The sequence below is a fragment of the Streptococcus mitis genome, from assembly GCF_047464965.1.
Taxonomy (GTDB): Bacteria; Bacillota; Bacilli; order Lactobacillales; family Streptococcaceae; genus Streptococcus; species Streptococcus mitis_DU.
Genome location: NZ_JASHAT010000009.1, coordinates 51,987 through 66,527, shown reverse-complemented (window position 1 = coordinate 66,527; position 14,541 = coordinate 51,987). Strand labels below are relative to the sequence as shown.

Sequence of the window (14,541 nt, the reverse complement as noted above, 5' to 3'; positions counted from 1 at the left end):
TCTATTATACGATATTGGTTTACTATCATCAAGAAACCGCTTTATTTTTTTAGCTTTTTATGGTATGATAAACAAAATATCTAGGGGAAAACAAATGACCAACGAATTTTTACATTTTGAAAAAATCAGCCGCCAGACTTGGCAATCTTTACATCGAAAGACAACACCTCCTTTGACAGAAGAGGAATTAGAATCTATCAAGAGTTTTAATGACCAGATTAGTCTACAGGATGTTACCGATGTCTATCTCCCCCTAGCCCATCTCATCCAGATTTACAAGCGTACCAAGGATGATTTAGCCTTTTCCAAAGGAATCTTCCTCCAACGTGAAAGTAAATCCCAACCTTTTATCATTGGAGTTTCTGGGAGTGTTGCCGTTGGAAAATCCACAACTAGCCGCCTACTACAAATCCTACTGTCCCGTACACTTACAGATGCTAGGGTTGAGTTGGTAACAACCGATGGCTTTCTCTATCCCAACCAGACCTTGATTGAGCAAGGGATTCTAAATCGTAAGGGATTTCCTGAAAGCTATGATATGGAAGCTCTTCTCAACTTCCTGGATCACATCAAAAATGGACAAGATGTAGATATTCCTGTCTATTCTCATGAAGTCTACGACATCGTACCTGAGGAAAAGCAGAGCGTCAAAGCTGCTGATTTTGTCATTGTTGAGGGAATAAATGTCTTTCAAAATCCACAAAATGAGCGTCTCTACATTACTGACTTCTTTGACTTTTCCATCTATGTTGATGCTGCAGTCGATGACATCGAGAGTTGGTATCTAGACCGTTTCTTGAAAATGCTGAGCCTAGCCCAAAACGACCCTGATAGCTACTATTATCGTTTTACACAAATGCCGATTGGGGAAGTGGAATCCTTTGCCCATCAGGTCTGGACCAGTATCAATCTCACAAATCTACAAAATTATATTGAACCGACCAGAAATCGTGCGGAAGTGATTCTTCATAAAACAAAGAACCATGAAATCGATGAAATTTACTTAAAAAAATAATTTTCCCTTGTCAAAACGTAAGTTTTCAGATATAATGGTATAGTTAGTAAATATGGAGGTAAGAACATTGGCAAACATTAAATCAGCTATCAAACGTGCTGAATTGAACGTTAAACAAAACGAAAAGAACTCAGCTCAAAAATCAGCTATGCGTACTGCTATCAAAGCTTTCGAAGCAAACCCATCTGAAGAACTTTTCCGTGCTGCTAGCTCAGCTATCGATAAAGCAGAAACTAAAGGTTTGATTCACAAAAACAAAGCAAGTCGCGACAAAGCTCGTCTTTCAGCTAAACTTGCTAAATAAGAACAGTCCATAGAGGCTGTTTTTTTGTCCTCAAATAGGAAAAGGTAGAAAATGAAAATCGCAATTATCGGATATTCTGGTGCTGGTAAGTCAACGCTAGCTGAAAAGTTATCTCTCTACTACTCCATCCCAAAACTTCACATGGATACACTCCAATTTCAACCTGGTTGGCAAGACAGTGACCGCGAATGGATGTTGACCGAGATGAAAAACTTTCTCACCAAGCATGAATCTTGGGTTATCGATGGTAATTATTCTTGGTGTTATTACAAAGAAAGAATGCAGGAAGCTGACCAAATCATCTTTCTCAACTTTTCACCATGGACCTGTCTCTTTCGAGCCTTTAAACGTTACCTCACATACCGAGGCAAGGTCAGGGAAAGTATGGCAGCTGGTTGTCAAGAACAATTTAATTGGGAGTTTATTCGATGGATTCTCTGGGATGGCCGAACAAATAATGCTAAGGAAAGATACCAAAAATTAAGTGGTACCTACCCTGAAAAGATGCATATTCTCCATTCTCAAGCAGAAATTGATTATTTCTTGCAATCTCTTAAAAAATAGACAATAGAGTAACATTCATTAAGGTCAGTATGTAGTGAATGACTAAAAAAGGAAGATTTTCATTCAGAAAATCTTCCTTTTGTGTTCCCTTTTATTCTGCAATCAAGGTTTCTAATCCAACCTTCATCATATCGGTGAAGGTATTTTGGCGTTCTTCTGCAGTTGTATCTTCATCTGGATTGACCAAACTATCAGAAATAGTCATGATAGCAAGCACGTCAACATGGTGTTGGGCTGCCAAATAGTAGAGAGCTGCTGCTTCCATTTCCACAGCCTTGACTCCCCATTTACCAAGTTCGATGTTCTTTTCAAAGTAGTTTGAATAAAAGACATCAGAAGACAAAACGTTCCCAACGTGGGTGGTCATACCGAGTTCTTTGGCGATATGGTAGGCCTTGTCCAGCAAATCAAAGCTAGCGATTTGTGGGAAATCGTACTGTGGCCAGTCATTGCGGATGATGTTAGAGTTGGTTGCAGCTGCCTGCGCCAAAACCAATTCACGAACGTGAACATCTTCATTCAAAGAACCTGCTGTTCCCACACGGATCAATTTTTTCACACCGTAGTCAACAATCAACTCACGCGCGTAAATCGAAATCGATGGCATTCCCATCCCAGTTCCCATGACAGAGACACGGTGACCCTTGTAAGTACCAGTATAACCAAACATGTTACGCACTTCGTTAAAACAAACAGCATCTTCAAGGAAATTCTCCGCAATAAACTTAGCACGAAGAGGATCCCCAGGAAGAAGAATTTTATCAGCAATTTCACCCTGCTGAGCAGCAATATGGATAGACATAATATAAGATACCAAACCCGTCAAAAAGCAAAGGGAAAATAGGAGTTGGGTGCAGTGAGCGATGCTCGCTAGGCCAACTATCTTTTCCCCACTGCTTTTAGGGTGGGTTCAATTCCTTTCTTTCTTAATTTTGATGATATTGAGAAGATTAGAGCGGCTTTTATTCAAATCCGAACTCCCCTTCTCTTCTGAGTTTTTAGAAAAGTTTTCCGCTCGTGTTCAAATTAGAACACCTCACTCTACCTTTCTTTTTTATATATTTCTATTATATACTTTTATATTTTATAGCTAGGAAAAATCGGATTCAATCAAGACTCCAATAAGCCTACTTCATTTTTATTTAAAACAATTATTAATAAATTGAGACTATTTTTTAATCTTTTTAGTTAGAAGAAATGGGCATTTCCTACCTAATTACTTTATTATTTGACTTCTGACACAGTATGCTAGCACAAGGAAAGTGGTCTAACATTTTTGCAAATTCATAGGCTAAAACAGCTGTCACTAAGAGATACGGAAGAGAATCTATACCTAGCCCAGTGAAACCTATAACTAATCCAGTTGCAGACCAGGGAGCCCTCAAGGTCACAGACAAAAAGCAAACAGATCCCAAAAGCAAAATGCTTGGCTGGCTACCCCCACCTAGAATCATTCCAAAGAGAGCAGCTCCAGCCATCCCCAAGGCAAAAGATGGCGTAAGTGTACCACCATAGGCCCCTGCCCACAGAGTAATAAGAACAACTAATGCTTTTAATATAAACAAAAGGAGTACTGTTTTGCCATTGCTACCATTCAATACTTCCTGAGCCATCATACGTCCATTTCCAAGTAGATGTGGAAAATAACTTGCTAATCCAATAAGAAAAAGAAAAGCTGAGGGCAATGTTAGAAGTATTCGTTTATCTTTTATTCTGTTTGAAGACGCTGCCTTACTTAAGCGACCAAAAAGCCAAGCTAGTGGGGTTAAGAAAAGAAGTAATAAGGGAATAATCCATATTTGCTTTAATGACCATGTGATGGCTGGAATCTGGTAGAGAGCCTGATCTGAAATAACCCAGCCTGCTATATAGGTTGAGACATAGGTAGTCAAACCGACTAAGACAAATCGTTTAATAGATAGATCAATTCCTAAGGTTTCAAAAACAAAGAAGACACTTGTTAATGGAACCTGATAAACAGCCGCTAAACCAGCACCAGCACCACAAGCAAGGAGAAAGATGCGATCCTTCTTAGAGAGAGAACATATTTTTCCAATTGGTCCTGCAAATAGAGTTCCAATCTCTCGTGGCGCAGCTTCTTTGCCAATAGGCGCTCCCCCTCCAACTGCAATGATCTGCCAAATTGAATGAAATAGCTGTTTTAGAAAATGAAGCTTGTATTGTGAAGTCTCATCCTTCATCTGAGCTTTGATGGAATAAATCTTCGACCCTTTTTGCAAGAAATACCAGACCAAGGATGAGCCAAGACCCACCATCATTAAACTTAGTCCTATCCGTGAAGAGGAAACTCCATCTGTCAAAAATCCACTATGATGCTCTGACTGACCAAAAGCTAGCTCCTCCACCATCTCTAATAGATAATGGAGAAAAATACCAGATAAACCCGAAACTATTCCTTGCAGAATTACTGCTAGGAAAAATCTAAAATTATAAGGGATTTTTCGAAAAATACTCCTCAATTCTATTAACATGATTACAATTCTGCAAGAATCGCTTTAAGCAAACCTTTGAAGTCGCCTTTAACACGTTCAGTCACTTCTACAACTTCTTCGTGGTTGAGTTCTTCTTGGAAACCAGCTGCAAAGTTAGTAATACATGAAATACCGAGAACTTTCAAGCCTGAGTGGGCTGCCACAATCACTTCAGGAACCGTAGACATACCGACTGCATCAGCTCCCAGTGTCTTATAAGCACGGATTTCTGCTGGTGTTTCATAAGTTGGACCAGTAACACCGATATAGACACCTTCATCAAGCTTGATACCAAGTTTTTTAGCCACTTCATGGGCAGTAGCACGGTATTCTGGTGTGTAGGCTTTAGACATATCTGGGAAACGTGGACCAAAATCATCCAAGTTTTCACCCATCAATGGGTTCTGCCCCGTCATATTGATATGGTCTGAGATAGCCATCAAGGTACCAGGACCAAATCCAATACCTCCAGCTGCATTGGTTACAATGACACCTTCACATCCAAGAACTTTCATGACACGAACTGGGAAAGTCACGACTTCAAGAGGATTGCCTTCGTAGAAATGGAAGCGACCTTGAAGAGCCAAGACTTTTCGACCTGCAAGGTCACCATATACCAATTTACCAGCGTGACCAACTACTGTAGAGCGGCCCCAGTTGGGAATATCTGCATAGTCTACTACAACTGGATTTTTGATTTCTTCTGCCAATTCTCCAAGTCCTGATCCAAGGATTAGACCGAACTCAGGTGCTTGGATTCCCTTGTCTTTCAGGAAGGCAGCTGTTTCATTGATCTTATCTAAAAATGTCATTGTGTGTCTCCTTTATTAGTTTTTTAGCATTTGACCGATTTTGTCAAAAGTTTTAGCATTACGAATGGTGATTTGGCGGTAGAAAGGCATCTTGAGTAAGTATTTGTGATAGGCTGTTTCGTAGTATGATTCTTCAGAGAATTTCCCCCAGAAAATCCCAAGTCTTCCAAAATGAACGACTTCATCTTCCAGTTCCAAACTTTCAACTGTCTCAATGACTTGAGCCACATCCAAGCCCTCCGTGTAAAAGAGGACATCCTTTCGTGCCAAATCTTTGGTCCACCAATCTGGCAGATTCTTCAGCTCTTCTTCATAATCTTCCTGACTCAGCAAAGAAAAACTCTGAATAAATGGATAATGGACTGCAAAGAAAGCCTCTAACTTTTCAACCAATTGGGCTTTGGGAGCTGTCGAAGTAAAGAAAATATTGCCACTGTTGATGTAGGTTTCAACTTTTTCCAGTCCCAACTCTGTCAGTTCTTGCCGAAGCTCCGCCATGACAACTTTATTTTTCCCACCGACATTAATGCCCCGAACAAGTAAAGCATATCGCGTCATCTTATACCAATTTATCTAAGAAACTTTCCCCAATCATGGCAGTTTCAACACCAAAGTTATCGGCAATAGTCGCTGAGATATCTGCAAAACGTCCAACTGGAATGACACCATTTCCTTTAAAGGAAGGACTGTAAGCCAAAAGTGGAATATATTCGCGAGTGTGGTCTGTTCCTGCATAGGTTGGGTCATTTCCATGGTCCGCTGTAATCAAGAGAAGATCATTCTCTCTCATGGCTGCGATAATTTCAGGTAAGCGTTCATCAAACTCATGCAAGCAATCACGGTAACCATGAGCATTGCGACGGTGGCCGTAAAGGGCATCAAAGTCAACCAAGTTTGTGAATGAGAATCCTTTTTCAAACTCAGCAAGGCCCATGGTCTTCAATAGTGTATCAATTCCATGACTATTTGACTTGTTGTGACCCATATCATGGTTGATACCAGCACCGTTAAAGATATCGTTGATTTTCCCAACAGCGTAAGTATCGATACCAGCCTCGTTCAATTTATCCAAAACAGTTGGAGCAAATGGTGAAACTGCCAAGTCACGACGATTTGCAGTACGAGTGAAGTTACCAGGCTCACCTACATAAGGACGGGCAATGATACGACCAAGAAGGGCAGGACGCTCAAGGGTAATCGAACGAGCGTATTCACAAATACGATAAAGTTCATCCAAAGGAATGATGTCTTCGTGGGCAGCAATCTGCAAAACAGGGTCAGCTGAAGTATAGATAATCAACTCCCCAGTTTCCATTTGACGTGGTCCAAAATCATCGATAACAGCCGTTCCTGAGTAAGGTTTGTTAGCTTCACGAATAATCTTGCGTCCTGAGAAATCTTCGATTTTTGTCAAGATTTCTTCTGGGAATCCGTTCCAGAAAGTATCGAAAGGCTCAGTAATGTTAAGTCCCATGATTTCCCAGTGTCCAGTCATAGTATCCTTACCAAGAGATACTTCCTCCAATTTTGTTGCATAACCTGTTGGATTGCTCTCAGCTGGTACAGTCTTAAGAGGGGTTTCACGAGGAATATTTCCTAGACCAATTTTAGCCATGTTTGGGACATTCAAACCAACTGCTTTCGAAATGTGTCCTAATGTGTCAGAAGCTCCATCTGGAACTCCTGCATTGACAAAGTTATTAGCATCTGGTGCAGCACCGATTCCTACAGAATCCAGTACCACCAAGTGAATACGATTAAATTTTGACATAGTGTATCTCCTTATTATGTTGATTAGTTTGCTTTTGTTGAAGTTAAAATCTGAACCCCGTCTCGTCCAGCAACGATGACCTTATCTACCATTTGGTTAAATAAGCCGTGCTCCACGACACCAACGATATGGTCCAATTCTTGGCCAAAGGCAATTGGATCCTCGATGACATCCAAGGCCAAGTCAATGATAAAGTTCTGCATATCCGTCACAAAACGTTGGCCGTCTTTTTCACGGAAACTTGGTTTGTAGCCAGCTCGCTCAAAACGACGAAAGACTTGTTCTGCACCATACTGAACTACTTCTACAGGCAGTTTAAAAGCGCCCAATTTCTCAACTAGTTTGCTTTCGTCTACCACCCAAATATATTCTTTTGAGGGCGTTGCGACAACCTTCTCCATGAGAAGGGCACCACCACCACCTTTGATTCCGTTAAACTGGCTATCCACTTCATCTGCCCCGTCAACCGTCACATCAACCAAGTCTACTTGGTCAATAGACTTTAGCGGGATATTTAACCCTTCAGCCTGTTTACTGGTCACACTAGAAGTCGTTACAGCAGTAATTTGCAGTCCTTCTTCCTTAATACGACGACCGATTTCTTCTACAAAATAATAGGCAGTAGACCCCGTTCCTAGTCCGACTACCATTCCATCCTTGACAAACTCAGCAGCCTTGATACCTGCCATTTTTTTCAGATTTTCCACTCAAACACCTCCATTAAAGAGCTAACTTTATTATAACATGTATCACTTTTTATTTCATGGATACACTGAAAAAAACCGAACATTTTTATCTATGATTTCTAATTTTCTTTCTCCATGCTTGTATACAGATCAAAAATTCCCAAATCTAGATTTCGAAAGCTCTTTAAAAATTAAAGTTGATTTTTTATCATAAAGATGATTAAATAGGTAAGTACAGAAAAGGAGAAATAAGATGAACCCATTAGATTTGTTTAATCAAGTAAAAGAACTAATCGAGACAAAAGATTTTGAAGCTGCAAAAACATTTGTTGCAGAAAATCAAGAACAGCTTGGAGAATACTTCTCTCAAGCTCAGCAGTTGATTTCTGGTTCTGAAGGTCTAGATGGCCTCGTTGGAAAGATTAAAGGATTTTTCTAAAAGATATAAAGGCGCCTGAAACGATCAGGTGCCTTTTTGAGATATTTTTTTTATTATTTTGGGAAGATGACTGCTGATTTCCGTCGGCAAGACCACATAGTGTTCTTGAGCTAGTTCTTGAGCAATTGCTGAATGAAGATGGGTCGCTACTATCACACGTTCATAGAGACTGGCCTGTCGGAATTGGCCTGCAAATCCTGCAATCATTCCAGCAAGAGTATCTCCCATTCCCCCAGTCGCCTGATAGGGACCGCCAACCTGTAACTGGTAATAATCAGATTGGCCAGCTTGCCAAATACGAGTAGCTGGACCTTTCTCTACCAAAATTGTTCCTTGAGGGAAGGAAGTTAGGGTACAAGCCGTTGTAGCTTCCTTTTGCTTTTCAATAGTAATTCCAGACAGTTTTTCCCATTCTTTTTGGTGGGGAGTTAAGATAAGCTGACACGAAGGAAATGATAATCTAGTTCTAGCAAGGATGGTTAAGGCCCCTCCGTCTACAATCAAAATCTGATTCTGTCTTAATCTAGCAAAGACCTGTTTTACTAGATTTTCTCCAAAAGCATCGTCTCGTAAACCAGGTCCCACTAAGACCACTTCTGCCCTCTCCAACTGCTCTTTTAACAGTTGCTGGTCTTGAAGAGAAAAGGCCATAGCCTCAGGTAAATGACTGTGCAAAGCTGGGATATTTTCCCTATCCGTTCCAACAGTCACCAATCCTGCACCGCTTTTTACAGCTGCTAAAGCAGCCATGACGATAGCACCACCATAGGGATAAGTCCCACCAAGCAAGAGCAGACGGCCATAGTCTCCTTTATGACTTGTACGAGAACGTTCAATAATGACTTTTTCTAGTAAGGCTTGATCAATCACTTTCATCGTTTTTTCCTCTCGCATTTATTATACAACAAAAAGGAGGCGCATACCTCCTTTTATAAACTTATTTCTAAAATTTAATATTCATTTCTGCCATTTTAGATATAGCTATAGAAAACACACTCTCTTCAGCGAATTCTCTCTTATTTTCTTTCCAATGTCCGAACTGCTGCCTGATAGGTTTGCTCCATCAGCATGGTAATGGTCATAGGACCGACACCTCCAGGAACTGGCGTGATGTGGCTAGCAAGTGGGGCAACCGCTTCATAATCCACATCTCCACAAAGCTTACCATTTTCATCGCGATTCATCCCAACGTCAATGACAACCGCATCTGGTTTGACAAAGTTAGCAGTTACAAACTTGGCACGACCGATTGCAACAACCAGAATATCTGCTTTAGCAGCCACCTTGGCAAGATTATGAGTCCGTGAGTGGGTCAAGGTCACTGTTGCATTCTTTGCCAAAAGAAGCTGGGCCATAGGTTTTCCAACGATATTGGAGCGACCGATAACGACCGCATTTTTACCTTCCAAGTCAATCCCATATTCATGAAACATTTCCATAATTCCTGCAGGTGTCGAAGGAATCATGACTGGATGTCCAGACCAAAGGCGTCCCATATTTAGAGGATGGAAACCATCCACATCCTTTTCTGGGTCAATAGCCAATAGAACCGCCTCTTCATCAATGTGTTTTGGTAAGGGCAACTGGACCAATATCCCATGCCAAGCTGAATCTTGATTGTATTTGGCAATCAAGTCTAACAATTCCTCTTGAGTAATGGTCTCTGGAACTCGCACTACTTCGCTACGGAAACCAGCTGCAAGGGCAGAACGTTCCTTGTTGCGAACATAGACTTGGCTGGCAGGGTTGTCCCCAACCAAAATCACTACCAAACCAGGTACTAGCCCCGTTTCTTCCTTTAACCTTGCAGTCTTTTCAGCCAGCTGTCCTTGTAACTTAGCTGCTAGAGCCTTCCCATCAATAATCTGTGTCATATCACTTCTCTTTTCTTTCAAATATCTTCCATTATACCAAAAACTGCTAATCCCCTCTAACACTTCTTTCCTAGGCTATTCTATAGTTTCAAACTATAAGAAAAAGCTCTAGTCGAGCTTTTCATTAATCTATACTTTATATGTAAAGTTAGCTACAAATAGCTAAACAAAGCTAACTTATAAAACCTTACTCAAGAAGTCTTTAGTCCGTTGTTCTTGGGTTTGTTCAAAAATCTGTTCAGGTGTTCCATCTTCAACAACCACACCGTCTGCCATAAAGATAACACGATCTGCCACCTCACGGGCAAATCCCATCTCATGTGTTACGATAACCATAGTCATTCCTGATTTGGCTAGATCTTGCATAACAGCCAGCACCTCACCTACCATTTCAGGGTCCAAGGCTGAAGTTGGCTCGTCAAAAAGCAAAACATCTGGTTCCATGGCCAAACCACGCGCAATAGCAATCCGCTGTTGCTGTCCACCTGACAAACTCTGTGGGTAAGCATCTGCCTTATCTGGCAAACCAACTTTTTCCAAAAGTTCTTGGGCTCTCTTCTCAGCCACTGCCTTGCTCTCACCTTTGGTCTTGATAGGTGACAAGGTGATATTTTCCATCACAGTCATATTAGGAAAGAGATTGAATTGTTGAAAAACCATGCCCATCTTCTCACGCATGGCAAACAGGTCATTCTTCTTGTCCATAATATCGACTCCCTCAAAGATAACCTTCCCCTTGGTTGCTTCTTCCAACAAATTCATAGAGCGAAGCAAGGTAGATTTCCCGCTCCCTGAAGGACCGATGATAACGACAACTTCTCCTCTTTTAATCTCGAGGTTGATGCCCTTCAATACTTCATTCTTTCCAAAGGATTTATGTAAATTTTCAATTTTTATCAAGGTTTCTGTCATTATTTCTTATCTCCTTGTCCCATACGTTTTTCAAAAGCTTTCAAGGCCACTGTCAAAATAGAGGTCATAATCAAGTAATAAAAGGCTGCAAATAAAAGTGGTGTTAAAGGTAGATAGGTTGTTGTAGAAACTGTTGTAGCTCCGTTCCACAACTCCATAACACCGATAGCTGATAAGAGGGAACTATCCTTGATAATGGTGATAAATTCGTTCCCCAATGCTGGCAAAATATTTTTGATAGCTTGTGGCAAAATCACATAGCGCATCGCATTTTTAGGACGAATCCCTAGCGAATAAGCCGCCTCTAGCTGACCTTTTGGAACCGCATTGATTCCGGCACGAACAGTCTCAGAAACATAAGCACCACTGTTCATAGAGATAATCAAAATCCCTGGAATCAAGCGAGAAAGATCAACACCCAAAATCCCAACCTGAATAGTCGGAGCATTGATATGCATAAGGGCAAAGGCAATCATAATCTGAACCATCATCGGTGTCCCACGGAAAATCCAAACATACAAGTTGGCGAGCCAAACAAGCGGTTTAAACTTTGAACGTTGCCCAAAAGCCAATACAACACCCAAAATAGTCCCAAAAAAGACAACACAGATAGAAATAAGAACCGTCACGACAGCCCCATAGTTAAAATAAGGTAAATACTTTGGTAAAAAAGAAAAATTCATAGTCACACTGCTTTCTAAAATAGAATACTGTATGATTATAACATGAATTGAATTAAAATTTAAATCTTTTGTCTAATTTATTCAAAAAATCTTTAAGTTGGTAGAATTAGCGAGAAATCTTAGTTTTTTCTAGGCAAGTTGACCTCCTTTATGGTAAAATAGTAACGATAAGAAATGAAGGAGAATCAAAATGGAATCACATTTGGTTAGAATCATCAACCGCCTTGAAGCAATGGCAAAAGACGGCGGAAATTTAAAACGTAATTTTGAACGCGAAGGAGTTGTTGTTGCAGAAGTTGCATACAGCCACGACGAAGAAAACGGCTCAATCTTTACCCTTCGTGATGTCGAAGCTCGCGAAACATATACGTTTGATAGCATTGACTTGATTGCAATGGAGATTTACGAACTCCTTTACTAATACAAAACAAGCTGGGATTACACCCTGCATGTCTAACCAAAATCCTTTTTGTCTCACAAATAGGATTTTTTTATAGTCCAAATCCACAAAGATCTTCATTGTAACAACCTCTCAAAGCTGCAATCTTTTTACTTGCTTTACACCCCAATCCTGTTATAATGAGAGTATAGAAATTTGACTATTTTTGACCTTTAAATAGGTCAGGCTAAAGAAAGAAATGAGGTAGATGTATGCTTTGTCAAAACTGTAAAATAAACGACTCAACAATTCATCTTTATACCAATCTCAATGGAAAGCAAAAACAAATTGACCTCTGTCAAAACTGCTATAAGATTATCAAGACAGATCCTAACAATAGCCTCTTTAAAGGTATGACGGATCTGAATAATCGTGACTTTGATCCCTTTGGTGATTTCTTCAATGACCTAAACAATTTCAGACCTTCTAGCAATACTCCTCCGACTCCCCCAACCCAATCAGGTGGAAGTTATGGTGGAAACGGCGGTTATGGTTCCCAAAATCGTGGACCTGCCCAAACTCCGCCACCTAGCCAAGAAAAAGGCCTGCTGGAAGAATTTGGTATCAACGTAACTGAAATTGCCCGTCGTGGAGATATTGACCCCGTTATTGGGCGCGATGATGAGATTATCCGTGTCATCGAAATTCTCAATCGCAGAACCAAGAATAATCCTGTTCTTATCGGTGAACCAGGTGTCGGAAAAACGGCCGTTGTCGAAGGTCTAGCTCAGAAAATCGTTGATGGCGACGTTCCACATAAACTCCAAGGCAAACAAGTCATCCGTCTGGATGTGGTTAGCTTGGTTCAAGGAACGGGTATTCGAGGACAATTTGAAGAACGCATGCAAAAACTCATGGAAGAAATTCGCAAACGTGAGGATATTATCCTCTTTATCGATGAAATCCATGAAATTGTCGGTGCTGGTTCTGCAGGCGATGGCAATATGGATGCAGGAAATATCCTCAAGCCAGCCCTTGCTCGTGGGGAACTGCAACTGGTCGGTGCCACTACCCTCAATGAATACCGTATCATTGAAAAAGATGCCGCCCTAGAGCGTCGTATGCAACCTGTTAAGGTTGATGAACCAACGGTGCAAGAAACAATCACTATCCTCAAAGGCATTCAAAAGAAATACGAAGACTACCACCACGTTCAGTATACCGATGCTGCAATTGAAGCAGCTGCAACTCTGTCCAATCGCTACATCCAAGATCGCTTCTTGCCTGACAAGGCCATTGACCTCCTAGATGAAGCTGGTTCTAAGATGAACTTGACCTTGAATTTTGTGGATCCTAAAGTAATCGATCAGCGCTTGATTGAGGCTGAAAATCTTAAATCTCAAGCTACACGAGAGGAAGATTTTGAGAAGGCGGCTTATTTCCGCGACCAGATTGCCAAGTATAAGGAAATGCAAAAGAAAAAGGTCACAGACCAGGATACTCCTATCATCAGTGAGAAAACCATTGAGCACATTATCGAGCAGAAAACCAATATCCCTGTTGGCGATTTGAAAGAGAAAGAACAATCTCAACTCATCCATCTAGCCGAAGATCTCAAGTCTCATGTTATTGGACAAGATGATGCTGTCGATAAGATTGCCAAGGCTATTCGCCGGAATCGTGTCGGTCTCGGTACCCCTAACCGCCCAATCGGAAGCTTCCTCTTTGTCGGACCAACTGGGGTCGGTAAGACAGAACTTTCCAAACAATTAGCTATCGAACTCTTTGGTTCTGCTGATAGCATGATTCGCTTTGACATGAGCGAATACATGGAAAAACACAGCGTAGCTAAGTTGGTCGGTGCCCCTCCAGGTTATGTTGGCTACGATGAGGCTGGGCAATTAACTGAAAAAGTTCGCCGCAATCCGTATTCTCTTATTCTCTTGGATGAAGTAGAGAAAGCCCATCCAGATGTTATGCATATGTTCCTCCAGGTCTTGGACGATGGTCGTTTGACAGATGGGCAAGGACGTACCGTTAGCTTCAAGGATGCCATCATCATCATGACTTCAAATGCAGGTACAGGTAAGGCAGAAGCCAGCGTTGGATTTGGGGCTGCTAGAGAAGGACGTACCAACTCTGTTCTCGGTGAACTCGGCAACTTCTTTAGCCCAGAGTTTATGAACCGTTTTGATGGCATTATTGAATTTAAGGCTCTCAGCAAAGATAACCTCCTTCAGATTGTTGAGCTTATGCTTGCAGATGTTAACAAACGTCTTTCTAGCAACAACATTCATTTGGATGTAACCGACAAGGTCAAGGAAAAATTGGTTGATCTTGGTTATGATCCAAAAATGGGAGCACGCCCACTTCGTCGTACTATTCAAGACTATATTGAGGACGCAATCACTGACTACTACCTTGAAAATCCAAGCGAAAAAGATCTCAAAGCAGTTATGACTAGCAAGGGAAACATTCAAATCAAATCTGCCAAAAAAGCTGAAGTAAAGACTTCTGAAAAAGAAGTATAAATCCTATAGAAAAGGAGTAGAAAATGAAAATTTTCTGCTCCTTTTTACTAAAATAACTATAAATTCTTGACAGCTAGGC

At 41.0% G+C, this 14,541-nt stretch carries 15 protein-coding genes and 1 pseudogene; 6 read left to right on the top strand and 10 right to left on the bottom strand.

Features of this window, described 5'->3' with window-relative positions:
- Positions 1–94 precede the first annotated feature (94 nt).
- From coaA to QM408_RS07205, 3 genes are all read left to right on the top strand, one after another.
- Positions 95–1,015 carry a type I pantothenate kinase gene (gene coaA / locus QM408_RS07215; RefSeq protein ID WP_020902939.1) on the top strand — a complete coding sequence of 307 codons (921 nt, stop codon included), beginning with the start codon at positions 95–97 and terminating at the stop codon, positions 1,013–1,015.
- Between the two features lie 67 nt (positions 1,016–1,082).
- Positions 1,083–1,319 (top strand): 30S ribosomal protein S20, encoded by a 237-nt coding sequence (rpsT, locus tag QM408_RS07210; RefSeq protein ID WP_001274000.1) that lies wholly within the window; start codon positions 1,083–1,085, stop codon positions 1,317–1,319.
- Positions 1,320–1,370: 51 nt separating this feature from the next.
- Positions 1,371–1,883, top strand: a complete 513-nt coding sequence (locus tag QM408_RS07205) for a DNA topology modulation protein (RefSeq protein WP_203213320.1) — start codon at positions 1,371–1,373, stop codon at positions 1,881–1,883.
- Positions 1,884–1,974: 91 nt separating this feature from the next.
- Here QM408_RS07205 and deoD read toward each other — a convergent pair whose 3' ends face one another.
- The 6 genes and pseudogenes from deoD to rpiA all read right to left on the bottom strand — a co-directional run bounded on the left by deoD (position 1,975) and on the right by rpiA (position 7,665).
- Positions 1,975–2,685 (bottom strand): purine-nucleoside phosphorylase, encoded by a 711-nt coding sequence (gene deoD / locus QM408_RS07200; RefSeq protein WP_261042618.1) that lies wholly within the window; start codon positions 2,683–2,685, stop codon positions 1,975–1,977.
- 406 nt (positions 2,686–3,091) lie between these two features.
- The gene (locus QM408_RS07195; RefSeq protein ID WP_261150520.1) at positions 3,092–4,375 is read right to left on the bottom strand and encodes a chloride channel protein; all 1,284 of its coding nucleotides are present in this window, start codon (positions 4,373–4,375) and stop codon (positions 3,092–3,094) included.
- Positions 4,376–4,377: 2 nt separating this feature from the next.
- Complete coding sequence (locus QM408_RS07190; RefSeq protein ID WP_261150521.1) at positions 4,378–5,187, bottom strand: purine-nucleoside phosphorylase; 810 nt, start codon at positions 5,185–5,187, stop codon at positions 4,378–4,380.
- Positions 5,184–5,745, bottom strand: a pseudogene (locus QM408_RS07185) (DUF1697 domain-containing protein). The gene QM408_RS07190 and the pseudogene QM408_RS07185 overlap by 4 nt, the downstream one beginning before the upstream one ends.
- Before the next feature lies 1 nt (position 5,746).
- Positions 5,747–6,958 carry a phosphopentomutase gene (locus QM408_RS07180; protein WP_261150522.1) on the bottom strand — a complete coding sequence of 404 codons (1,212 nt, stop codon included), beginning with the start codon at positions 6,956–6,958 and terminating at the stop codon, positions 5,747–5,749.
- A gap of 23 nt (positions 6,959–6,981) precedes the next feature.
- Entirely contained in the window at positions 6,982–7,665 is a 684-nt protein-coding gene (rpiA, locus tag QM408_RS07175) for a ribose-5-phosphate isomerase RpiA (protein WP_020902945.1), read from the bottom strand.
- Between the two features lie 232 nt (positions 7,666–7,897).
- Between rpiA and QM408_RS07170 the strand changes: the two genes are divergently transcribed.
- Positions 7,898–8,083, top strand: a complete 186-nt coding sequence (locus QM408_RS07170) for a hypothetical protein (RefSeq protein WP_001068558.1) — start codon at positions 7,898–7,900, stop codon at positions 8,081–8,083.
- Positions 8,084–8,107: 24 nt separating this feature from the next.
- Here the strand turns inward: QM408_RS07170 and QM408_RS07165 are convergent, their stop codons facing one another.
- The 4 genes from QM408_RS07165 to QM408_RS07150 form a co-directional block, all read right to left on the bottom strand.
- On the bottom strand, positions 8,108–8,959 hold the full coding sequence (locus QM408_RS07165) for an NAD(P)H-hydrate dehydratase (protein ID WP_414374084.1): 852 nt from the start codon (positions 8,957–8,959) through the stop codon (positions 8,108–8,110).
- Positions 8,960–9,099: 140 nt separating this feature from the next.
- Complete coding sequence (locus tag QM408_RS07160; RefSeq protein WP_414374082.1) at positions 9,100–9,957, bottom strand: bifunctional methylenetetrahydrofolate dehydrogenase/methenyltetrahydrofolate cyclohydrolase; 858 nt, start codon at positions 9,955–9,957, stop codon at positions 9,100–9,102.
- 177 nt (positions 9,958–10,134) lie between these two features.
- Positions 10,135–10,869 carry an amino acid ABC transporter ATP-binding protein gene (locus tag QM408_RS07155; RefSeq protein WP_414374080.1) on the bottom strand — a complete coding sequence of 245 codons (735 nt, stop codon included), beginning with the start codon at positions 10,867–10,869 and terminating at the stop codon, positions 10,135–10,137.
- The gene (locus tag QM408_RS07150; RefSeq protein WP_001011639.1) at positions 10,869–11,552 is read right to left on the bottom strand and encodes an amino acid ABC transporter permease; all 684 of its coding nucleotides are present in this window, start codon (positions 11,550–11,552) and stop codon (positions 10,869–10,871) included. Before QM408_RS07150 ends, QM408_RS07155 begins: the two co-directional genes overlap by 1 nt.
- 190 nt (positions 11,553–11,742) lie before the next feature.
- Between QM408_RS07150 and QM408_RS07145 the strand changes: the two genes are divergently transcribed.
- Positions 11,743–11,973, top strand: coding sequence for a DUF1797 family protein (locus tag QM408_RS07145; protein WP_000443570.1), 231 nt, complete (start codon positions 11,743–11,745; stop codon positions 11,971–11,973).
- A gap of 230 nt (positions 11,974–12,203) precedes the next feature.
- Positions 12,204–14,462, top strand: a complete 2,259-nt coding sequence (locus QM408_RS07140; protein ID WP_414374078.1) for an ATP-dependent Clp protease ATP-binding subunit — start codon at positions 12,204–12,206, stop codon at positions 14,460–14,462.
- Positions 14,463–14,541: the final 79 nt, after the last annotated feature.